Source organism: Agromyces protaetiae, assembly GCF_004135405.1.
GTDB lineage: Bacteria > Actinomycetota > Actinomycetes > Actinomycetales > Microbacteriaceae > Agromyces > Agromyces protaetiae.
The window spans coordinates 1,447,353-1,468,590 of the sequence record NZ_CP035491.1; the positions used below are offsets into that span (position 1 = coordinate 1,447,353).

At 71.3% G+C, this 21,238-nt stretch carries 24 protein-coding genes and 1 tRNA gene; 12 read left to right on the forward strand and 13 right to left on the reverse strand.

Annotation, left to right across the window (positions count from 1 at the left end):
• Positions 1–5: 5 nt before the first annotated feature.
• Positions 6–1,367 carry a DUF1254 domain-containing protein gene (locus tag ET445_RS06770; protein ID WP_129190017.1) on the reverse strand — a complete coding sequence of 454 codons (1,362 nt, stop codon included), beginning with the start codon at positions 1,365–1,367 and terminating at the stop codon, positions 6–8.
• A gap of 164 nt (positions 1,368–1,531) precedes the next feature.
• On the opposite strand from ET445_RS06770, the gene ET445_RS06775 reads away from it, so the two are divergent.
• The 3 genes from ET445_RS06775 to ET445_RS06785 all read left to right on the forward strand — a co-directional run bounded on the left by ET445_RS06775 (position 1,532) and on the right by ET445_RS06785 (position 3,243).
• Positions 1,532–2,035: an amino-acid N-acetyltransferase gene (locus ET445_RS06775; protein WP_129190019.1), complete on the forward strand. Its 504-nt coding sequence runs from the start codon at positions 1,532–1,534 to the stop codon at positions 2,033–2,035.
• A gap of 90 nt (positions 2,036–2,125) precedes the next feature.
• On the forward strand, positions 2,126–2,782 hold the full coding sequence (locus ET445_RS06780; protein WP_129190021.1) for a hypothetical protein: 657 nt from the start codon (positions 2,126–2,128) through the stop codon (positions 2,780–2,782).
• A 53-nt stretch (positions 2,783–2,835) separates the two neighbouring features.
• Positions 2,836–3,243, forward strand: coding sequence for a dehydrogenase (locus ET445_RS06785; RefSeq protein ID WP_129190023.1), 408 nt, complete (start codon positions 2,836–2,838; stop codon positions 3,241–3,243).
• Between the two features lie 4 nt (positions 3,244–3,247).
• Here the strand turns inward: ET445_RS06785 and radA are convergent, their stop codons facing one another.
• Entirely contained in the window at positions 3,248–4,615 is a 1,368-nt protein-coding gene (gene radA / locus ET445_RS06790; RefSeq protein ID WP_129190025.1) for a DNA repair protein RadA, read from the reverse strand.
• A 10-nt stretch (positions 4,616–4,625) separates the two neighbouring features.
• Complete coding sequence (locus ET445_RS06795; RefSeq protein ID WP_129190026.1) at positions 4,626–5,417, reverse strand: SGNH/GDSL hydrolase family protein; 792 nt, start codon at positions 5,415–5,417, stop codon at positions 4,626–4,628.
• A gap of 150 nt (positions 5,418–5,567) precedes the next feature.
• On the opposite strand from ET445_RS06795, the gene ET445_RS06800 reads away from it, so the two are divergent.
• Together ET445_RS06800 and ET445_RS06805 are read left to right on the forward strand one after the other, a co-directional pair.
• Positions 5,568–5,654: transfer RNA gene (locus ET445_RS06800), tRNA-Ser, on the forward strand.
• A gap of 280 nt (positions 5,655–5,934) precedes the next feature.
• Positions 5,935–8,019 carry a beta-glucosidase gene (locus ET445_RS06805; protein WP_208008566.1) on the forward strand — a complete coding sequence of 695 codons (2,085 nt, stop codon included), beginning with the start codon at positions 5,935–5,937 and terminating at the stop codon, positions 8,017–8,019.
• Positions 8,020–8,039: 20 nt separating this feature from the next.
• On the opposite strand, the gene ET445_RS06810 is transcribed toward ET445_RS06805, so the two are convergent.
• The gene (locus tag ET445_RS06810; RefSeq protein ID WP_129190028.1) at positions 8,040–8,774 is read right to left on the reverse strand and encodes a VIT1/CCC1 transporter family protein; all 735 of its coding nucleotides are present in this window, start codon (positions 8,772–8,774) and stop codon (positions 8,040–8,042) included.
• 40 nt (positions 8,775–8,814) lie between these two features.
• Complete coding sequence (locus tag ET445_RS06815) at positions 8,815–9,495, reverse strand: MerR family transcriptional regulator (protein ID WP_129190030.1); 681 nt, start codon at positions 9,493–9,495, stop codon at positions 8,815–8,817.
• 69 nt (positions 9,496–9,564) lie between these two features.
• On the opposite strand from ET445_RS06815, the gene ET445_RS06820 reads away from it, so the two are divergent.
• The 5 genes from ET445_RS06820 (at position 9,565) to ET445_RS06840 (ending at position 13,974) form a co-directional block, all read left to right on the forward strand.
• On the forward strand, positions 9,565–10,053 hold the full coding sequence (locus ET445_RS06820; protein ID WP_129190032.1) for a DUF4188 domain-containing protein: 489 nt from the start codon (positions 9,565–9,567) through the stop codon (positions 10,051–10,053).
• 38 nt (positions 10,054–10,091) lie between these two features.
• Positions 10,092–10,616 (forward strand): MarR family winged helix-turn-helix transcriptional regulator, encoded by a 525-nt coding sequence (locus tag ET445_RS06825; RefSeq protein ID WP_129190034.1) that lies wholly within the window; start codon positions 10,092–10,094, stop codon positions 10,614–10,616.
• Complete coding sequence (locus tag ET445_RS06830; RefSeq protein ID WP_129190036.1) at positions 10,613–12,625, forward strand: DUF2207 family protein; 2,013 nt, start codon at positions 10,613–10,615, stop codon at positions 12,623–12,625. The genes ET445_RS06825 and ET445_RS06830 overlap by 4 nt, the downstream gene beginning before the upstream one ends.
• Before the next feature lie 131 nt (positions 12,626–12,756).
• Entirely contained in the window at positions 12,757–13,050 is a 294-nt protein-coding gene (locus ET445_RS06835) for a DUF6412 domain-containing protein (RefSeq protein ID WP_129190038.1), read from the forward strand.
• 111 nt (positions 13,051–13,161) lie between these two features.
• Positions 13,162–13,974, forward strand: a complete 813-nt coding sequence (locus tag ET445_RS06840) for a YidC/Oxa1 family membrane protein insertase (RefSeq protein ID WP_129190040.1) — start codon at positions 13,162–13,164, stop codon at positions 13,972–13,974.
• Here ET445_RS06840 and ET445_RS06845 read toward each other — a convergent pair.
• From ET445_RS06845 to ET445_RS17930, 3 genes are read right to left on the reverse strand one after another with little or no spacing between them, the layout of a single operon-like run.
• Entirely contained in the window at positions 13,887–14,723 is an 837-nt protein-coding gene (locus ET445_RS06845) for a type 1 glutamine amidotransferase family protein (RefSeq protein ID WP_243695358.1), read from the reverse strand. The two genes, ET445_RS06840 and ET445_RS06845, sit on opposite strands and share 88 nt — an antisense overlap.
• Positions 14,720–15,121, reverse strand: coding sequence for a LysR family transcriptional regulator substrate-binding protein (locus ET445_RS17925; protein ID WP_129190042.1), 402 nt, complete (start codon positions 15,119–15,121; stop codon positions 14,720–14,722). Before ET445_RS17925 ends, ET445_RS06845 begins: the two co-directional genes overlap by 4 nt.
• The gene (locus ET445_RS17930) at positions 15,118–15,441 is read right to left on the reverse strand and encodes a LysR substrate-binding domain-containing protein (protein ID WP_129190044.1); all 324 of its coding nucleotides are present in this window, start codon (positions 15,439–15,441) and stop codon (positions 15,118–15,120) included. Before ET445_RS17930 ends, ET445_RS17925 begins: the two co-directional genes overlap by 4 nt.
• A gap of 50 nt (positions 15,442–15,491) precedes the next feature.
• On the opposite strand from ET445_RS17930, the gene ET445_RS06860 reads away from it, so the two are divergent.
• Complete coding sequence (locus ET445_RS06860) at positions 15,492–15,866, forward strand: DUF5997 family protein (protein WP_129192442.1); 375 nt, start codon at positions 15,492–15,494, stop codon at positions 15,864–15,866.
• Positions 15,867–15,882: 16 nt separating this feature from the next.
• Here the strand turns inward: ET445_RS06860 and ET445_RS06865 are convergent, their stop codons facing one another.
• Both ET445_RS06865 and ET445_RS06870 read right to left on the reverse strand, forming a co-directional pair.
• On the reverse strand, positions 15,883–16,524 hold the full coding sequence (locus tag ET445_RS06865) for an alpha/beta hydrolase (protein WP_129190046.1): 642 nt from the start codon (positions 16,522–16,524) through the stop codon (positions 15,883–15,885).
• Between the two features lie 26 nt (positions 16,525–16,550).
• Positions 16,551–17,183, reverse strand: coding sequence for an alpha/beta hydrolase (locus tag ET445_RS06870; RefSeq protein ID WP_129190048.1), 633 nt, complete (start codon positions 17,181–17,183; stop codon positions 16,551–16,553).
• Between the two features lie 52 nt (positions 17,184–17,235).
• Here ET445_RS06870 and ET445_RS06875 point away from each other — a divergent pair, with 52 nt between their 5' ends.
• Positions 17,236–17,817, forward strand: coding sequence for an NUDIX hydrolase family protein (locus tag ET445_RS06875; protein WP_129190050.1), 582 nt, complete (start codon positions 17,236–17,238; stop codon positions 17,815–17,817).
• Positions 17,818–17,826: 9 nt separating this feature from the next.
• Here ET445_RS06875 and ET445_RS06880 read toward each other — a convergent pair whose 3' ends face one another.
• The 3 genes from ET445_RS06880 to ET445_RS06890 form a co-directional block, all read right to left on the reverse strand.
• Complete coding sequence (locus ET445_RS06880) at positions 17,827–18,282, reverse strand: nitroreductase family deazaflavin-dependent oxidoreductase (RefSeq protein WP_129190052.1); 456 nt, start codon at positions 18,280–18,282, stop codon at positions 17,827–17,829.
• 468 nt (positions 18,283–18,750) lie between these two features.
• Positions 18,751–19,251 (reverse strand): GNAT family N-acetyltransferase, encoded by a 501-nt coding sequence (locus ET445_RS06885; protein WP_129190054.1) that lies wholly within the window; start codon positions 19,249–19,251, stop codon positions 18,751–18,753.
• A gap of 234 nt (positions 19,252–19,485) precedes the next feature.
• Positions 19,486–21,033, reverse strand: a complete 1,548-nt coding sequence (locus ET445_RS06890; protein ID WP_129190056.1) for a DEAD/DEAH box helicase — start codon at positions 21,031–21,033, stop codon at positions 19,486–19,488.
• Between the last annotated feature and the right edge of the window lie 205 nt (positions 21,034–21,238).

Consider the following 21,238-nt stretch of genomic DNA (forward strand, 5'->3'; position numbering starts at 1 on the left):
CCCGCTCAGGGCGCTCGCACGACCGCGGGTGGCTCCCACGTCCCGTCGAGGATGCGCTCGTCGGGCCAGTACGCCCGCAGGTAGAGCGTGAACTCCTCGGCGGGCGCGGGCAGCCAGTTCGCGCGGAGCGCGGGGTCGGCGGGCTCGGGGCCGCCCGCCGTGAGGGTGAGCGACCCGTCGTCACCGAAGGTCAGCGTCTGGTTCTTCGTGCCGAGCGAGAACCGGTCGAGATCGTTCGGGTGGAAGAAGTGATGCCGGTCGTAGACCGTGAGCGACCAGAACCCGCGGACGGGCGGGATGGCGTCGGCCTCGAACCTGACCGAGTACGTATTGCGGCCGTCGAGCCGCCGGCCCTCAGCGTCGAGATCCTGGTAGTAGTAGCTCGTCTCGTTCGGCGTGTTGACGAAGATGTTCGACTTCCCGACGGCCGTCCGCATGAGGTAGTCGGTGCCGAACTGCGCGCCCGAGCGCTGCGTCGTCCAGTGGTGTGCGACGGGCAGGCCGTAGTTGCGGAACTCGAACAGCTCTTGGACGATCTCGTTCGCTTCGGCGGCCGCCCGATCGAGTGCGGCGGCGATCGCGGGGTCGTGCGCGGCGCCTGCAAGGACCGCACGGAACCAGTCGTACAGGGCTTCTTCTCTGGGGAGGGGCGGCACCTCGTCGAGCACGGTTGGAAGCAGGGCGAAGAAGCTCGCGGGGTCGACCCACTGCGTCTCGGCCTGCCCCGAGGTCGAACTGCCCGCGCCGAAGCTCGGGACCGCGCACCAGTCCACCGTCTTCATCGTGCCGTCGAACTCGTCGAGCGGGTACATCGTGATCTGGTCGACGAGCGGGGCGACGGCAGCGCGGTCCTCGGCGGTGTCGTCGAGGAACACGCGAGGGATCACGACCCCGAGGCGCGTGTCGAGCCGGAACACGCCCGTGATCCCGTCGGGCACCTCGCCCGTCCAGGCCTGGTGTGCGAGCAGGTAGTGGCCGGGCGGGGTGCCGTACATCTTGCCGAGCTCGACGAACGCGTCGGTGCGCTGGTTCACGACCTGGTACACCCAGAACCGATCGCCGAAATCCGGCACCTGCACGACCGCGGGGCCGCGCTCGGCGTCGAGCATGCCGAACCCGTAGACGACGTCCTGGTTCGGACAAGCGACGACGCGCTCCTCGGGGCGGACGTAGTCGCGGAGCATCGCGAACCGATTCGGCGGGGCCGCGGGGACGATGCCGCCGAGCAGCCCGGGCTCGGGGATCTGCTCCATGACGGAGAGCCGGTTGTGGATGTTCACGAGCGGCCAGCCCCACAGGTACGCCGCGCGGCCGACCTCGGCGGCGTAGCGTTCGGTGAGCTTCTGGTCGGCGGACTTCAGACCCATGGCGTTCCTCTCGGACATCCGGTTGCCGTCTTCGACGGTCGCACGGGCACGGGGGAGCGGCAAACCTCCTCGCCTGTCGAGGGTGATGACCGGATGTCTCGGGGCGCGCACGCGTGCACGGGGCGATGCGCGGACCCGCATGCCACCGGTTTTACGATGGACGGATGACCCGTTTCCAGGTGCGCCGGGCGCGCACGAGCGATGTGCCGAGAATCGTCGAGCTCGTGGAGCCCCTCGTTCAGCGACGCATCCTGCTCGGCAAGGAGCGTGTCGACCTGTACGGGTCGCTGCAGGAGTTCCGCGTCGCCGAGACCGACGACGGCGACCTGATCGGCTGCGGCGCCCTCCACGTCATGTGGGAGGACCTCGGCGAGGTGCGCACGCTCGCCGTCTCCGACGAGTGGCTGTCGAAGGGCGTCGGGCACGCCCTGCTCGACACGCTCGAGCACGACGCCCGCGAGATCGGCCTCACCCGTCTGTTCTGCCTCACGTTCGAGGTCGACTTCTTCGGGCGCCACGGCTTCGAGGACATGGGCGCCGAGACCGTCGACCCCGAGGTCTACGCCGAGCTCGTGCGCTCGCACGACGAGGGCGTCGCAGAGTTCCTCGACATCGCGCGCGTCAAGCAGAACACCCTCGGCAACACGCGCATGCTGAAGCTCCTCTGAGGCCCCTGCGCATTCGCCCCGAACCTGAGACTCGCCCGGCACGCCGGGCCGGTGCCGGGCGCCGGGCGATCGCGGACGTACCCTGTGCACATGTCGACCAACCGCACTCCTGACGGGCGGCTCTCGCCCGCGGTCTACCGGCGGCGACGACTGGTCGTGCTGCTGGGGCTCATCGCCGTCATCGTCGCGATCGTGCTCATCATCGTGCGCCCCGGCGCGAGCAGCGGCGAAGAGCAGCCGAAGGATGCCGCGAGCGCATCCGACTCGAAGGACGCACCCGAGACATCCGACCCGTCGGCTCCGCCGACCGTCATTCCGACCGAGGCGGTCGCCGTCGACGGCGACGCGTGCAAGCCCGCGCAGGTGACGGTCGAGGCCGTCACCGACAAGACCGAGTACGCGGCCGGTGAGAACCCGAACCTGTCGGTCACGATCACGAACACGGGCAAGAACACGTGCGTGCTGAACGCCGGGAGCGCGGCGCAGGTGTTCACGATCAAGAGCGGCGACGAGCAGTACTGGACCTCGACCGACTGCGCCGTCGACCCCGTCGACGCAGAGGTCGCGCTCGCGCCGAACACCCCGGTGAGCTCGAGCGTGCCGATCATCTGGGACCGCACGCGCTCCGCGCCCGACACGTGCGAGGGCGCCCGCGAAGCGGTGCCCGCGGGCGGCGCGTCGTACCACCTGTCGGTGACGGTCTCGGGCATCGAGTCGGCCGAGACGAAGCAGTTCCTGCTGTACTGACTCGCACGTCGCCCGTTCGGCGACTGTGTGGGGGCGCTCGGTAGGCTGGCGGCATGGCAGGCAAGGCGCGGAAGAAGACGCAACCCACGGTCGAGTTCCGCTCGCAGGCGCTCGCCGAGGCGCTCGAGAAGCAGGATGTCGCGGCCGTCGCCCTCGCGCTCCGCTACGGCAACACCGTGGTGCCGCTCATCAAGCCGGGTCCGCGCGACAAGCCGCTCGACGGCGGCGAGGTGTGGACGTACCGCGACCCCAACACGGGGGAGATCGCACTGCTGCTCTTCAGCGATGCGCTCAACAAGCCCGCGAACCTGCCGCCCGCGGTGGGGCTGCAGAGCCCGGCTTGGCTCAAGACTTTCTTGAAGCGGTACGAGTCGACCATCACGACGGTCTTCCTCGACATCGCTGGGCCGCACCCCATGCAGGCGTCGCCGACCGAACTGCTCAAGGCGCTCGAAGCGTAAGAACTCAGAACGCCGCGTCGAGTTCGCGTTCACGCGCGCTCGTCGACGCGAGCATCGCCCGCTCGACCGCCGCGCGCACGCTCCCGGCCCCTTCATCGAGGATGGTCGAGTATCCGAGCCGCCCGGCCTCGGCGGCGCGCTGGCGCGCGGCGGTCACGGGCCGTACTTCTCCGGCGAGGCTGATCTCGCCGAAGGCGGCGAACTCGTGCGGCACGGCACGGTCGCGCACGGCTGAGGCGATCGCGACGGCGATTGCGAGGTCGGCGGCGGGTTCGATGAGGCGCATACCGCCGACGGTCGACACGTAGACATCGTGCTCGGCGAGCTTTCGGAGGCCCGCACGCCGTTCGAGGACGGCGAGGATCATGGCGACGCGCGACGGCTCGACGCCGTTCACGACTCGCCTGGGCTGGGGTGCCTTCGACTCGACGACGAGCGCCTGCACCTCGACGGGGAGCGCTCGACGGCCCTCGAGCGCGACGGTCACGCACGTGCCGCTCACGGCAGCCCGGTTCTTCGAGAGGAAGAGCCCCGACGGGTCGGGCACCTCGGCGATGCCGTCGCCCGTCATCTCGAAGCAGCCGACCTCGTCGGTCGGGCCGAACCGGTTCTTGAGCGCGCGCACGAACCGCAGCGACGTCTGCCGGTCGCCCCCGAACTGGCACACGACGTCGACGAGGTGTTCGAGCAGGCGGGGACCCGCGATCGTGCCGTCTTTCGTGACGTGGCCGACGATGAGCACGGGCAACTGCCGCTCTTTGGCGAGCCGGATGAGTGTCGACGCGACCTCGCGCACCTGGCTCGGCTGCCCCGGCAGACCGTCGGACTGCGAGCTCGATACCGTCTGCACCGAGTCGACGATGAGCAGGTCGGGGTCGACGGCGTCGACCTGGCCGAGGACGGTCGCGAGGTCGGTCTCTGCGGCGAGATAGAGCTCGGGCGACAGCGCACCCGTGCGGCCCGCGCGGAGCCGCACCTGTGCGGCCGACTCCTCGGCGCTCACGTAGAGCACACGTCGCCCGGTACCCGCGACGCGCTGTGCGACCTCGAGCAGGAGCGTCGACTTGCCGACCCCCGGCTCGCCCGAGAGGAGGATCGCGGCGCCCGCCACGATGCCGCCGCCGAGCACACGGTCGAACTCGGAGATGCCGGACGGGCGGTGCGCCGCCGAGTCTTCGACGTCGATCTCGGCGATCGGGCGCGCGCGGCGCTCGCCGATGGGAGCCACGGGCTTGAGCGCGCGAGCGAGCGAGGCGGGCTCGGAGACATCCGCCACGGTGCCCCACTGCTGGCACTCGCCGCACCGGCCGACCCATTTGACCGTCGACCATCCGCACTCGCTGCAACGGAAACTCGACGCGGGTCTGGCCATGTCTCGAAGACTAGCCGCGGCCTCCGACACCGCCCGACGCGACACCCGTCGCGAGCGCCGCGAGCCGCGCCTCGACGGCCGGCCGGAACGCCCCGGCCCACACCTCGTACCCGTCGTCGTTCGGGTGGAACATGTCGCGCGCGAACTGCGTGAGGATGCCCCGCACGCCCTGCCGCTTCGTCGCTGCGTGCAGCGGCACGACGACGAGCCCGCGCGAGCGGGCGGCGGCACGGAGCATCCGGTTCGCCTCGGCGACCTTGCGCTCGCCCTTCGGAAGATGGAAGCACGGCAGATCGGCGACGATCGCGTGCGACGGCACGGCGTCGAGGATCGCGCGGATGTTCCGGTCGAACTCGCGAGCGCTCCACGCCGCGATGTCGTTCGCGCCGATCGAGACCGTTACGAGGTCGGGCTCGACGTCGAGACGAGCGAGCTTCGGCAGTTGGTCGCGCACCGCGAGCGCGGTCGTCGCTCCCGAGACGCTCAAATTGACGGCTCGGATGTCTCGCCCGACCCGTGCGCCCGCGTACGCCGCGAGGAGTCCCACGTAACTGCGGTCGGGACGGCTCGCGCCGATGCCCTGCGCCGCCGAGTCGCCGATCGCGACGTACACGAGGTCGCCGCCCGCCGCGGCGCGCTCGCGCCACCACTTCGAGTGCACAGGCAGCGTCTCGTTGAGGGTCGCAGCGTTCTCGCGCACGAGCTCGCGGTACTTCGGTACCCCGGCGTGACCGAGCACGGTCGCGGTCGCGAGGCGTAGGCCGCTGCCGACGCGGGCGGCGGAGGCGAGATCGAGGGTCACGCGCTCACGCTAGAAGCGACCGCCGACAGTGCGCTTCGCGTGCGCTGTATGCGCGCTGGGAGGGCGATCACGAGTCGGTCACGAGCGGGCTGCGGGACGAGGCATCCGCTCGTTTTGGATCTTTTGGATGTCTCGCCTACACTCGATCCCGGTACCGTGTCCGAGCGGCCGAAGGTGCAACTCTCGAAAAGTTGTGTGGGTTAACGCCCACCGTGGGTTCAAATCCCACCGGTACCGCCGGCTGAACGCCCCGGGTCTCGATGAGATCCGGGGCGTTCTTCTTTGCTCGGTGCCCCGAGCGGCGCGCAGAGCCCGGGTCGGTCCGTCTCGGGAGGAGGCGGTCCGGTGATGCCGTGAGATCGTGACCCGCACTCGGGGGTGGAGTACGCGGACTCCGCCCGGATACAGTGACGGCAACGGCCAGTAGGCCGGATTCGAACCTCGAAGGGGCGGGGGCCCGGCCTTGCATGATGATCTGAGCGCTCTTTCGTCGGATCCCGACGAGCGCGCCCGGCAGGTGGAGCAGCAGCTCACCGACGACGAGCGATTCGGGCTGATATCCAGCCTCATGGTGAAGGTCTTCACGGCCGACGGCGACATCCGCGACGAACGCGTCCCCGAGCACGTGCCGCAGATCGCGGGGTGGGTTCGGGGCGTTCCGAGATTCGGCGTGCCCGACCTGCTCATCACGGACGCCGCGCTCGGGATCACGAACCCGGGCGGCGGTCGCGAGGGCGACACCGCAACGGCGCTGCCCGCGGGGATCGCGCTCGGCGCCACGTTCAACCGGGCGCTGGCCCGCGAGGTCGGCGCTCTCCTCGGACGCGAGGCGAGGGAGCGGGGGTTCAACGTGCTGTGCGGCGGCAGCATGAACCTCATCCGCGACCTCCACAACGGCCGCAACTTCGAGTATGTCTCCGAAGATCCGCTGCTGAGCGGCGAGATCGCGGGAGAGACCGTCGCCGGAACGCAGTCCGAGGGCGTCGTCTCGCTCCTCAAGCACCTGTCGCTCAACGCGTCGGAGACGAACAAGTTCTGGCTCGACGCGGTGATCGAGCCCGCCGCGCACCGCGAGTCAGACCTCCTCGCCTTCCAGATCGGCATCGAGATCGCCGAGCCGGGCACGATCATGGCCGGCTACAACAAGGTGAACGGCGAATACTCGGGCGGCAACGCGACGCTGCTCGACGACATCGTCAAGGGAGCGTTCGGCTACCGAGGCTGGATCATGTCCGACTGGCGGGCGGTCTACTCCTGGCGGTTCGCGGAGTACGGACTCGACCAGCACTCCGGAGCCCAGCTCGACGAGGAGGAATGGTTCGCAGGTCCCCTGCGAGCGGCACTCGAGGCGGGCGAGTTCTCGCGCGCACGTCTCTCCGACATGGTGCGCCGCATCCTCCGCAGCCTGTTCGACGTCGGAGTGACCGGCGAGCCTGGTCCGGCGGTCGATCGTGCCGCCCATGCGCGGATCGCGCTGGAGGCCGCCCGACAGGGCATCGTGCTGCTCAAGAACGAGGGCGACCTGCTGCCGCTGTCCCCGGGTGAGAAGACGATCGCCGTGATCGGAGGTCACGCCCACCTCGGGGTGCCGGCGGGCTCCGGCTCGAGTCTCACCCTGGCCGAGGGCGGCTGGCCGCTCAACACCGCCCTCGGCGGCGACGGTCCGCTCTGGCGCCTGCGCCGCGAGGTCGTGCATCCCTCGGCACCGCTCGAACACCTGCGCAGGCTCCACCCCGACGCGACATTCATCTACGACCCGGCCCTCACGCCCGCGGCGGCCGCCGCGCTCGCGAAGCGCGCGGACATCGCGATCGTCTTCGCGGTGGCCTGGGAAGGGGAGGGCTTCGACAGCGCCGACCGTTCGCTGCCCCGCGGCCAAGACGAGGTCATCGCCGCCGTCGCCGAAGCGAACCCGTCGACGATCGTCGTGCTCGAGACCGGCAACCCGCCGTCGATGCCGTGGCTCGACTCGGTGCCCGCAGTCGTCGAGGCCTGGTACAGCGGGCAGAACGGCGGGGAGGCCATCGCAGAGATGCTCACCGGCGTCGTCAACCCGAGCGGACGCCTGCCGGTCACCTTCCCCGCCTCCGACGACCAGCTCGTCTTCCCGGTGACCCCGAACTACGGTGAGACCTGGGGCACCGCGGCGACGATCGAATACGCCGAGGGCTCCGACGTCGGGTACCGTCACCACGCGAAGCACGCGCTCCCGCCGGCTTTCGCCTTCGGGCACGGTCTCAGCTACACCGAATTCTCCTACGACGACGTCGTCATCACAGCGGGCGATGGCGGAGTGCAGGCGACGCTCACGGTGGTGAACACGGGCGGGCGCCGGGGCGCCGAGGTCGCCCAGTTCTACGCCATCGCGAGAGACGGCGAGCCGCGCGCGCGCCTGCTCGACTACGAGCGGGTCGAGCTCGATCCCGGCGAGTCGGCGTCGATCGTCCTCACGGCCGATCCGAGGCTGCTTGCCGACTTCGATCTCGAGTCCGGTTCGTGGCATATCCGCGGTGGCGAGTACGAGCTCGCAGTCGGGCGTTCGGCGGTGCGGTTCGAGGCTTCGACGACGGTGAAGATCGAGGATGTCCGTTTCGGCGACTGATTCGCCGCAGGCGCGGTGATCTACGCCACCCCCGTCGTCCCCAGCAGATTCCCGATGAGGAACGTCGCGCCGAGCGCGAGCGCGCCGCCGATGACCACGCGGGCGATCGCGCGGGGGCGCGAGCTGCCGCCGATCGTCGCGGCCGTGAACCCGGTGATGGCGAGGGCGAGGAGCACGGCGGCGAACGTCACGGGGATGCGCCACGGCTCGGGCGGCAGGAGGATCGCGAGCATGGGCAGGACTGCGCCGATCGTGAAGGCGATGGCGGATGCCACGGCCGCATGCCAGGGGCTCACGACGTCGTTCGGGTCGATGTTGAGCTCGGCCGAGAGGTGCGCGGCGAGCACATCGTGCTCGGTGAGTTCGAGGGCGACCTGTCGGGCGGTCGCGGGGGCGAGGCCCTGCGCTTCGTAGAGGCCGACGAGTTCTTCGAACTCCTGCTCGGGGGTCTCGGCGAGTTCGCGCTGCTCCTTCGCGATGAGCGCCTTCTCGCTGTCGCTCTGGCTCGAGACCGAGACGTACTCGCCGAGCGCCATCGAGATCGCGCCGCCGATGAGGCCCGCGGCGCCCGCAGTGAGGGTCGGCCCGAGGTCGGTCGTGGCCGCTGCGACGCCGACGACGATCGCGGCGACCGAGACGATGCCGTCGTTCGCGCCGAGCACTCCGGCGCGGAGCCAGTTGAGGCGTTGGGCGAGGCTTCCGGCGTGCGGCTCGTCGGGGTGGCTGCGGGGTGCCGCCTTGGCTCGATCGCTCATGACGCCACTCAAGCACCGCACCCCGAGGGTATGTCCAGACTCAGTCGGGCGCGGCGGTGGGCGCGGGCGCGGCGGTGGGGTCGGGCGCGGCGGTGGATCCGCCCGCCGCGCTTTGCGCCGCCGCGAACCGCTCGGCCGAGGCGATCTGCTCGGCGACGCGACGGAGGGCGAGGAGCAGGGGCTCTGCGAGCACCGACCCGAGCACGACGTAGCGGACGGCGGCCTCGGGGGAGTCGGTCGGAACGCCCGCGATCTCGGCGCGGGCGAGGTCGCGCATGGCCGCGAGGTAGACGTCCATGACGTCGTCGGGCACGGCGAAGCCGGTGCGGGAGATCGACTGCAGGGTGCGGGCGAGGCCCGACAAGACGTGCTCGTCGCACATGCCGGGCTGCCAGCCGAGCCGCTCGGCGAGCCGCTCGGCCTCAGCGGTGTCGATCGTGTCGTCGGCGGCCGGGAGCACGGCGGCGTGGGCGGCGCCGAGGAGCAGGTGCGGGCTCTGCGGTGGGTCGTCGATCGCGGCGAGCACCTTGCGGGTCTCGGCGATGCTGACACCCGACTCGATGAGGGCGCGGATGACTCGGAGACGCCGAAGGTGAACCTCGTCGTAGGTCGCTTGCGTGGGGGAGGTGCGGACGCCTTCGGGCAGCAGGCCCTCGCGCAGGTAGTACTTGATCGTCGCGACCGGCAGGCCGGCGGCGGTCGAAAGCTCCGAGATTCTCATGCGCCCCCTCTTGACTTGGATAGTACAACTCTCCAATATGGATAGTGCAACTATCTAGGGGATGGAATCATGAGTCGAGTCGTCGAAGGGCGGATGACCCACCGGTACGAAGGCGAACTCGTCGTCTTCCACATCGGCATGCAGATCAACCGCTGGTGGCGGCCCGACCTGTGGCTTCCCGCGTTCCTCGCCATGCCGCCCATGCTGAAAGAGCTCGGCGCCGACCCCGACTCGGGCCTCCTCGGCTTCGAACTCCTCTTCGGTCCAGGCGGCCCGTACGTCGTGCAGTACTGGTCGTCGGTCGACAAGCTCTACGACTACGCCGCGAACCCGTCGCAAGCGCACCGGCCCGCCTGGACGCGCTTCAACCGGGCGGCGCGCAAGGCGCCCGGCGCCATCGGCATCTGGCACGAGACGTTCCTCGTCGATCGCGCCGAGAGCATGTACGTCTCGACGAAGCCGCTCGGTCTTCCGAAGGCCACGACGCTCGTGCCGGTCGCAAGCAACCACGACCGCGCGAGGGCGCGCTTCGCCGACGGGCGCACGGCGCGCGTGTAGCCCGCGGCGCGCCCGCCCTTGCGCGCTACTGTCGGAGCATGAGCCGACCCGACGAGGACGACGTCGATGCCATCATCGACGCCTGGTCAGAGATCCTGCCCGACGTCGACCTGACGCCGCTCGACGTCATGTCGCGGCTCCGCCGCGTCGCGGGCGACCTTCAGCGGGCGCGCGAGCGCGCGTTCTCGGCCGCGGGGCTCCGGGCGTGGGAGTTCGACATCCTCTCGCTCCTCCGCAAGGCGCCGGGCGACGGCACCATGACGCCCTCGCAGCTCTCGGCCTCGACGCGCACCGCGACGGGCACGATCACCTACCGCCTCGACCGCCTCACGGCGCGCGGCCTCATCGCGCGCCACGGACACCCCGACGACCTCCGCAGCCGCCTGATCGAGCTTCTGCCCGAAGGCCGCACGCGCGTCGAGGACGCCATGCGCGAACTCGTCGCCGCCGAGGCGCGCATGCTCGACGGGCTCACGCCCGCCCAGGTCGCGACGGTCGTCGAGTCGCTGCGCGCGATCGCCGCGACGACGGCTGCCGCGCACGTCGGGCGTTCGCGCGCATGACGCGCACGAAGACGGCGACGGCGGATGCCTCGCGCGCACCCCGCCCGAAGGTCGCATCGCTGCTCGCGCTCGCCGGAGTCATCCTCGCCGTCGTCCTGCCGGCGCTGCCGGTCGCGCTGCCGACCGTCGGCATGCCGGGCTTCGCCGCGCAGTCGGCTGCCGCCGACGACCTGAACCAGTTCACGTTCGAGAGCTTCGACGCCGAGTACCGGCTCGACCGCGCGCCCGACGGCCACGCGATGCTCGAGGTGCGCGAGACGATCGTCGCGGTCTTCTCCGACGATGACGTCAACCGCGGCTTCTACCGTGACATCCCCGACTGGTACGGCGACGTGCCGCTCGGCACCGAGGTGATCTCGGTCGTCGACGAGAACGGTGCGCCCGTGCCGTTCACGGCCGAGCCGTACGAGAACTTCATGAGCATCGCGCTCGGCGACGACTCGTTCGTGCACGGCCGCAAGACCTACGTCATCGACTACCGGCAGCGCGACACGATCCGCGGCTTCGCCGACACGGGCGCGCAGGAGTTCTACTGGGACGTCAACGGCACGGGCTGGTCGCAGAGCTTCCCGCAGGTGTCCGCGCGGCTCATCGTCGCGCCCGCACTCGTCGACGCGCTGACGGGCGAGGCCGCGTGCTACCGGGGCGTCGGGGAGTCGACGCCCTGTACGGGCGGCATCGTGCGCACCGACGAGGTCGACGGCGGAGCGGCGGTCTTCACGTCGAGCGACGTCGGGCTCGGCCCGTACGAGACGCTCACGTTCGCGGTCGGGTTCGCGCCCGGCACGTTCGTCGAGGGCACGCCGATCCCGTACACGGCACCCGACGCTTCCACCGACGGGTCCGACGACGGCGCGGACACGTTCGGCTGGCTCATCTTCGGCACGTTCGGCGCCGTCTTCTTCTCCGCCATCGGCCGGTTCGCGGTGCGGCTGTTCGGGCGTCCGAAGCCCAAGCCGGGGCCCATCGTCATCCCCGAGTACTCCGCACCGAAGGGACTCGGCGTCATGCCAGCGGCGTTCCTCCTCGGCCGCGGCGACCGCGCGTGGGCGGCGCAACTCCTCGACTTCGCCGTTCGAGGCATCGTTCGGATCGGGGGCGACGCCGAGAACCCCGACGAGGTCGACCTCGTGACCCTCGACGGCCTCGACGCGAACGAGCAGACGTTCGTGAAGGCGGTCTTCGGCGACCAGGCGCAGCCCGGCACCCGTGTCGACATCAGCCGATACGCCGACTCGATCGCCCCCCGGCTCGGCCCGCTCGCGAAGCGCCTCGAGAAGGACCTCGTCACGCGCGGGCTCCTGAAGGACAAGCGCACGCCGCCGGGCGCGTGGGTCGTCATCGGGATCGCATTCGCGATCGCGGCGATCCCCGCCGTGCTCTTCGTCATGGGGCTGATCGGCGGCGGGCGGTTCGGCCTCGGCGGCCTCGACACCGTCTTCTTCGGGATTCCGGCGATCATCGCGGTGTTCGCCGCGTTCTCCGTGTTCGCCGCCCGGCCGAAGTTCCCGGCACCGACGCCCGCCGGCACGCAGGCCGTCACCGCGCTCACGGGCCTCCGCGACTACCTGAAGCTCGCCGAGACCGACCGCATCCGGCTGCTCCAGAGCCCGACGACCGCCGAACGCGTCGACACGACCGACGGCCGCGCCGTGCTCGACCTCTACGAGAAGCTCCTCCCGTACGCCGTCATCTGGGGCGTCGAGAAAGAATGGCGCGAGGTGCTCGAGCTCTACGCCTTCGAGCACGTGCCCGCTGCGGTGGCGGGCGTCGGTGCGGGCGTGTGGGCGCGCGGGACCTCGTGGGGCGCGATCGACGGCATGCGCTCGGTCGGCACGAGGCAGGTCGCGCTCGCGAACGCCGCCGCGAACTCGAACAGCCGCTGGGGCGGCTCGTCGGGCGGCACCGGCGGGTGGTCGTCGAGCGGCGGGTCGAGCTTCTCGGGCGGATCGAGCGGCGGCGGGTTCTCGGGCGGCGGCGGCGGAGGCGGCGGCGGGCGCGGTCGGTGACGGTCCCGCGAGGTTCCGGATGCCTCGGGGCGGGCGCCGAGCAATCCTGAGCGCGCTCTCAGCAACCCCGGTGCTACCGTGAGGGAAGCGTCGCGCTCCGCGCGGCGGAGCCGCGGGCGGAAGGAGTGCACATGAGCGAGTTCGTCATCGCACTCGTGCGTGCGCTCCAGGCGTACTTCGAGCTCGCCGGCTCGACGAACGCGAGCCTCTCGGTCATGGTCGTCGGCGTCATGGGCGCCGCGGCCGTCGTGGTCGTCGTCATGACGGTGCGGGCCATGCCCGGCCTCGTCGCGGCCGACGCGAGCGGCGCGTCGTCACGCCTCCGGCAGACCGCCGACCCCGGGCTCCTGCTCTCGCAGAGCGACCCCGACGCCGCCGGTCGAGCCCGCCCGCGGGCCCCCGGACGCGGTCTCGCGACCGCGTAGTCGCGGCACGAGGCATCCGCTCGCCGGTTCTCGGCGACCCATCGCATTCGTGCGCGCGCACGCGGTCAGACGGACCCCGCATCCGACGCGACCGAAAGACTTCGACCTCTCATGGACCTCACTTCACTCCCGCTCACCTCGTGGCTGTTCGACGGCGCCTACGGGCTCCTCATGGGCCTCGCCGACATCCTCGCCCCGTTCCTCGGCGCGACGAGCGCCGCCGCCGCGATCATCCTCATCACGCTCGTCGTGCGCGCCGCGCTCATCCCGACGGCGATCTCGATGCAGCGCGGCATGCAGTCGCGCGCGCGACTCGCGCCCAAGATGCAAGAACTCCAGAAGAAGCACAAGAACAACCCCGAACGGCTGCAGCGCGAGATGATGCAGCTCTACTCCGACGAGGGCACGTCGCCGTTCGCCGGCTGCCTGCCGATGCTCGTGCAGGCGCCCGTCGTGGGCATCATCTACGCCCTCTTCATCCACCCGCAGATCAACGGACACGCGAACGACCTGCTCACGCACACGTTCGCGGGCGTGCCGCTCGGGTCGAGCCTCGCGGGCGAGATCGCGGCGGGCACGCTCACGTGGCCGACGGCGCTCGTGTTCGGCGGGATCGTCGTCGCGATCGCGGCGGTCGGCGAGATCACCCGGCGCGTCTTCCGGCCGAAGGTGCCGGCGACGGCGGATGCCTCGGCCGCGTCGAAGAACGTCGCGAAGACGGATGCCGCCCCCAACCCCGCCGCTGCCCTCCAGTCGCCGACCGTGCTCAAGATGCTCGGCTTCCTGCAGTTCATCACGGCGGTCTTCGCGTGCTTCGTGCCGCTCGCGGCGGGGCTCTACCTTTTCACGACGGTCACGTGGACGCTCGTGCAGCGCATCATCCTGCAGCGGCGGTTCCCGATGCCCGAACCAGTCGCGGCGTGAGCGCTACGGCGTCTCGTAGGTCGCGAGTTCCACGAAGCGGCGCAGGATGCGCTGGGGTTCGTCGACGGATGTCGCGGACACGCGCGCTGCCAGGGCACGGTACTCGTGCGCCGGGAAGTAGCCGTGGTGGCGGTACACGCCCGCGCGGGCGATGAAGTCGCCCGTCGTGAGCTCGGGGTGGAACTGCGTCGCGTACACGTTCTCGCCGACCCGGAAGATCTGCACGGGGCATCCGGCGCTCGACGCGAGCCCGACGGCGCCGTCGGGAGCTTCGCGACCGCCTCCTTGTGCCCGAGGAGCGCGAGGAACCGGTCGGGCAGGCCGTCGAGCAGGGGGTCGTCGAGCCCCTCGGACGTGAGCGCGATCTCGACGGCGTCGGCGTCTTCGCCGTACGTCGTGTCGACCTCGCCGCCGAGGACGCGCGCGAACACGCCGATGCCATAGCAGGTGAAGAGCGTCGGCCGATCGCCCGCGACCGCCCACTCGCCGAGGCGCGCGAGGTCGGACTCGACGCGCTGCTGCACAGGCGACTTGCGTTCCTCGGGCGTCGTGACGTTGAACGGGCTGCCGCCGACGACGACGCCCGCGTAGTCGTCGAGGTCGACCGTCGAGAGCGGGTCGACGTCGAGCCGCACGTGCTCGAGCTGGGCCTCGTCGAGCCCCGACGCGCGCAGCACGCTCGTGTACTCGGGCCCGACCGCCTCGACCTCGGGACGGGCCGAGAGGAACAGGAACGGTCGCGCGGTCATCGGCGCTTGCCCTTTCCGCCGGGGCGGCGGCCGCCGCCGGACTTGCCGCTGCCGGTCTTGCCTCGGCCGGGTTGGGACGAGGAGCGACCGGATGCCCCGCGGCCGGCCCCGGACTTCGCGGCAGGCTTGCCCGCTTTGACGGGCTTCTTGCCCGCATCGGCCGCTGCCGAGGCATCCGCCCCGTCGCCGCGCGAACTGCGCGCCGACCGCCCGCGCACGACGCCGACGAACTCCTGGATGTCGGCATCGTCGCGCGCGGCGAACCACACGAGCGCGATGCGCGTCGGGGGAGCATCGGCCAACGGGATCGCGACGACGTCTTTGCGGTGGTGCAGGCGGGCGACGCCGTGCGGCACGACCGCGTAGCCGGTGCCCGCCGCGACGAGCTCGATCGTCATCGCGGCATCGGCCTGCACGGGCGCGAGCGGCTCGCCGTCGAGGTCGGCGAGGTCGAGCGACTCGGCGTCGGCGAACGCGTGGTCGCGGGGAGGACGACGACGGGCACCTCTTCCCACAGGGGGATCGCGTGGAGGTCGCCGTCGACCTCGACCGGCAGACGAACGAACGCCAGATCGTGCTCCCCTGCGACGAGCCCGTCGAGCTGCACCGATTCGTCGACGCGCGTCGCCTCGAGGGGCTGATCAGGACGCCGATCGGCCCACGTGCGCACCCAGCGACCGGGGCTCACCCCCGCGACGTACCCGAGACGCAGCACCACACAGTCAGGCTATCGGGGTCATCGGCTAACGTTGCAGGGTGAGTCAGACCATGAAGCCCGAAACCGCGGCGAAGAAACTCGGCATCCTCCTCGAGGCCGCGCCCGAGGAGTTCCGTTCGGGCGAGGTCACCCGCGCCGAGTTCGACGCCCTCCGCACGAGCCCGCCCGAGTGGCTCGAGACCCTCCGTCGCGAAGGCCCGCACCCCAAGCGGGTCGTCGCCGAGAAGCTCGGCATCTCGAACTCGGGCCTTGTGCGTGCCGGCATCGAGGAGCCCCTCACGACCGCCGAGATCAAGGCGCTGCTCGTGTCGCCGCCCGAGTGGCTCGTCGCAGAGCGCGCGACCCAGGCCGCCGTGCGCGCCGAGAAGCAGCGCGTCGCCGAGCGCGACGCCGCGCGGCGGGCGAAGCGGGCCGAGCAGGGCTGAAAGCGCTTCGACGCGCTCAGCGACCGTCGGCGTACCGCGCCCGCAGCCACACCCCGAGGTCGGCCATCTCCTCGTCGCTGACGGAGTGGTCGAGCCCCTCGTAGAGCCGTGCGTCGACGTCGGTGTGCTCGTCGAGGAACGCCGTCGTGGTGCGGATCCGGATGGCTGCGAGCACCGTGTCGGCGGTGCCGCGCGCCCAGAGCACGGGCGGGCGCCGTTCGGCGAGGCGCGCGTCGCCCGGGCGCGGGAACTGCATGACGGTGCTCGAGAGGAGGACGGCGAACGCGAACCGGTCGGGCGCCCGGCGCATCGCCTCCATCGTGATCGCGCCGCCTTGCGAGAACCCCGCGAGGGCGACCGAGGATGCCTCGGGCGCGACCCGGTCGATCCACTCGACGACCTCTGCCGCGACGCGCTGGGCGTCCTCCGACATCTGCGCCCACGTGCGGGTCGTGCCGATCTCGTACCAGGCGTAGCCCGTATCGGCGACGAGCGGGGCGCGGAGCGCCGCGATCACCGGCTCGGACGTGAGCGACACCGCACGGTCGAACAGTTGGTGCTCGTCGAGGTCGTAGCCGTGCAGGAGCACGAGGAGCGGCCGACCGGCACGTTCGGCGGCGGGGGCGGACCACAGGACGGCGTCGTCATCGATGAGCACGCGGGCATCGTAACCGAGAAACCGGCCTAGGCGGTGTAGCGCGCCCCGAGCCAGGCCACGAGATCGCCGAGTTCGCGCTCGTCGAGCGAGTGCCCGAGGCCCTCGTAGGTGCGGCGGTCGAGATCGCTGTGCTCGGGCAGCCACTCGGCCGTGCGGGCGATCGCGTCGGGCGCGATGACCGTGTCGGCGCTGCCGCGGCCCCAGAACACCGGCGGGCGGACTTCGGCGAGGTGCGCGTCGCCGTCGCGCTCGCCGGGGAGGGCGAAGCCCGCGAGGCTCGCGGCGAACGCGAACCGGTCGGCGTCGCGTCGCACGAGCTCGAGCGCCATGGCGCCCCCCTGCGAGAACCCGATGAGTCCGACCGACGGGACGTCGGGGGCGGCACGGTCGAGCCAGTCGAGGATCGCCGTCGTCGAGGCATCCGCCCCTTCGAGCGACTCCTCGATGCCGGCCGCCATGAGCGGGAACCAGGCGTAGCCGAAGTCGGCGCGGACGGGTGCGCGGAGCGACGCGATCGCGGGTCGGAGCGGCAGGTAGGGCGCGAGCCCGAACAGGTCGGATTCGTTCGAGTTGTACCCGTGCAGGAGCACGAGGAGGGGGCGGCCGGCCCGGTCGGCTTCGGAGGCCGACCAGATGACGGCGTCGTCGTCGATGCGCATCCGGGCATCGTATCCCGTGCGGATGCCCTGCCGCCTGGGGCAGAATCGACCCATGAGCGTGCGCACTCCGGATCCCGACTGGCCCGCCGGCGAAGAACCCGAGCCGCGGTCGAACGCCAACCCGGGCTGGCTCAGCGACCTCGAGCTCGCCGAGATCCGCGGCCGGCTGCCGCTGCTCTACGTCGAGGCCGTGCCCGTGCGGGTCGACGGACTCGGGCAGGTCACCGAGGTCGGGCTGCTGCTGCGGGCGAACGCCGTCGGCGAGATGACGCGCACGCTCGTGTCGGGCAGGGTCATGTACGGCGAGACGGTGCGTGACGCGCTCTTCCGCCACCTCGAGAAAGACCTCGGGCCGATGGCGTTCCCGCTCCTGCCGGCGAGCCCCGTTCCGGCGGCGGTCGCCGAGTACTTCCCGCTGCCGGGCATCTCGCCCTTCACCGACGAGCGCCAGCACGCGGTGTCGCTCGTCTACGTCGTGCCCGTGACGGGCACGTGCGAGCCGCGCCAAGACGCGCTCGAGGTGACGTGGATGTCTCCCGCCGAGGTCGTCACTCCGTCGATCGGCGACGAACTCGAGGGCGGGCGGGGCGTGCTCGTCAAGCGCGCGCTCGCCGCGGTCGGCGCGCTCGGGTAGCTTCAGCGATCAGCGCGGTTCGAGCACGACGACGGCCGTCTGTCGGCCGCGGATCGTCTCGTAGCCGTCGAGATCGGCGTCGTTGAAGGTGTTCCAGCGCCGCCAGAGCCGGTCGTGTTCGGCGCCTTCGCTCGTGCGCGCGCGGACGTCGCGCGTGGTGCCGTCGGGCAGCGTGACGGATGCCTCGGGGTGCGCCTGCAGGTTGAGCCACCACGCCGGCTCGGGGTTCGCCCAGCCGTTCATGGCCATGAGGACGAGGTCGGGGCCGTCGTCGAAGTAGGCGAGGATCGCCTGCCGCGTCTCCCCCGACTTCCGCCCCGTCGTGCGGAGCACGAGCATGCCCCATTTGCCCTCCACGGGCTTGCGCAGCACGCGCCCGCCGAACAGTCGGTTGAGGATGCGGTGCACGACCCACGCCGTTCGCACGAACCATCGCGGCGGCACACTCGGGCTGTTCTCGGACATGCCCCCACCCTCCTCGCACGCCCGTTCCCGGTCAACGGACTCCGGTGCCGTTGTACGCCGAGCGCCGTCGTACCCGAGTGCCGGCTCTCTCCGTGACCGCGGTACTTCGGTACCGGCGGTGCCTCGGCACTGATTTCGCACCCCACGTCTCTTGTCGTCGATGACGCGTCAACGGTCACCAGTGACCCGTCACCCGTCGCCCGTCGCCCGTCGCCCATCGGGCGGACCGATCGCACTCGGCCGGCTGGGGAGCGGCTTTCCGGCCCGGGCGTCCCGGCACTTCGGCACCGTGGTTCGAACGGTCTGCGGGTGCGGGCGCCTGGATGCGAAAGAACCTTCGACGCTTCGGCACTTCGGCACCGCGCCGCGAACGCGAAAGTGCCTGTCAACGGTCGAAGCGGGGGCGAGTGGGGTGGGGACCGAGCGGGAGGGCGGGAGGGACATCCGGAATCGCGGTGGAGTGCGCGCTCAGCGCGTGAAGCGCACCTCGTGGAGCTCCTCGCCGAGGAACGGTTGGATCTGCTCGGCGCCGTCGAGCGCGAATCCATTGCGCTCGTAGAAGCGGTGCGCGCGCGGGTTGTCGTTCGCGACCCACAGGTACACGAGGTCGTCGCCGACGGCGGCGTCGAAGAGCTGCTTGCCGATGCCCGTGCCGTGGAAGGCGTCGAGCACATAGATGAAGTACAGCTCGCGCTCGTGCGGGGCGTCGTCGTCTCGGGCCGGACCAGACCCGACGAAGCCGACGATCTCGCCGTCGACGAGCGCCGCGAACTGGCGGTACTCGGGGCCGCGGGCGGCCATGTGGGTCCAGAGGTCGGCCATGCGGCGGGGCGAGAGGTTCTCGAGCGCGGCGGCGCTGATGAGGTGGTCGTAGGTCTCGTGCCAGCACGTCGCGTGGACGCGGCCGAGGGCCTCGACATCTGAGTCGCGGATGGGGCGGACGGTGGCGGCAACGACATCGGTGCTCATGTCCGACAGGCTAGGCGAGCCCTCGCGCGAGACGAAATCGAGAGGATGCCCCGGGCCGGTCGTGTCCGAATCGTTGCAGTCGAGGCATCCGCCCTCTTCAGCCCACCCGCCCCACGCAATTCAGGAAGAACCGGCGGACGTGCGGCGCGTCGCTGCGCTGGCCGCGGCGTGCCGCGGGGTTCTTCCTGAATTGCGGAAGGGGGCGAGCGGGAAGCGGGGGCGAAGAGTCTCGGGTCAGCCCTGCGCGCGGCGGTTCGTGCGGGAGTTGCGGGCGCCGCCCACGACGCTGCCGACGCGGAGGCCGCCCCGCTGACCGCCGCCGCCCTGGCCCGCACCGCCCGAACCCTGCGCCGGACGGCCCGTGCGCTCGCGCTGCGCGCCCGTCGTCTGCGCGCCGCGGCTGTGGCCCGACCCGCGCTTCGACGGGTTCGCCCGCTCTTCGGCCGGACGGCCCGAACGGTCGCGACGAGGGCGCGCCGGAGCATCCGCCCCGCCCTGACCCTGGCCGCGCGCGTCGCGCGCCGCGCGCTTGCGCTGCGCGTTGGCGCCCTGCGAACGTCCGCCGCCCTGGGGCTGCGCGGCCGCGCGCGGCGCGGGCTTGACGTAGGCGGCGACTTCGCCGACGAGCGCCGTCACTTCGGGGCTCGACGGCACCACACGTTGCGGCTGCGCCGTGATGGCCGCCTTGCGGAGGAGCTTCTTGAGGTCGTCGAGCTGGCCCGGAAGCGCGATCGTCACGACGTCGCCCTCGCTACCGGCGCGGGCCGTGCGGCCCGAGCGGTGCAGGTACGCCTTGTGCTCCATCGGCGGGTCGACGTGGACCACGAGCTCGATGTCGTCGACGTGCACGCCGCGCGCCGCGACATCCGTCGCGACCATGACCTTGACCGAGCCGTCGCCGAACGCCGCGAGGTTGCGGTCGCGCTGCGGCTGCGACAGGTTGCCGTGCAGGTCGACCGCGGGGATGCCCTGCTCGGTGAGCTTCTTCGCGAGCTTCTTCGCGTGGTGCTTCGTGCGCATGAACAGGATGCGCCGCCCCGTGCCGCTCGCGAGCGTGCGGACGAGCTCGTGCTTGGTGTCGGCGTCTTCCGTCGTGAACACGTGGTGCGTCATCGCCGCGACGGGGGAGTGCGCCTCGTCGACCGAGTGGAGGATCTCGTTCTGCAGGTAGCGCTTCACGAGCCGGTCGACGCCGTTGTCGAGCGTCGCCGAGAACAGCATCCGCTGCCCGCCCTGCGGGGTCTTGTCGAGGAGCCGCGTGACGACGGGCAGGAAGCCCAGGTCGGCCATGTGGTCGGCCTCGTCGAGCACCGTGATCTCGACGGCGTCGAGCTTGCAGAAGCCCTGGCTGATGAGGTCTTCGAGGCGGCCCGGCGTGGCGACGACGATGTCGACGCCCGCCTTGAGCGCCTCGACCTGACGCTTCTGGTTGATGCCGCCGAAGATCGTCGTCACGCGAAGGTCGTACGCCTCGGCGAGCGGGGCGATCGTGTTCGTGATCTGCGTCGCGAGCTCGCGCGTCGGCGCGAGCACGAGCCCGGTGGGGCGGCCCGCACGGCGGGTGCCCGCGAGCTGCGTGCCGAGCCGGGCGACCATGGGCAGCGCGAACGCGATCGTCTTGCCCGAGCCGGTCTTGCCGCGGCCGAGCACGTCGCGGCCCGCGAGCGTGTCGGGGAGGGTGTCGGTCTGGATGGGGAAGGGGGTCGTCTTGCCGTCGGCGGCGAGGACGGCCACGAGCGGCGCGGGAACGCCGAGCGTGGCGAAGGTGGTGGTTTCGGTCACGAGGATCGAGGGCCTTTCAGGGCACGACCGCACGGATGTCCCGACGACGCGCGCGTGCGACGGTCGGGGACCCGGCGGTGGGAGGTGGCGAAGGCGCAGGTGTGCGCATCCGTTCGCCGTATGAAGTCGACGGGTGGTTCTCGTTCGAACCGCCCGGAAGCGTATCTACGACGCAGGCTCCGCGAGCGCGGGCCGTCGAGCAGTC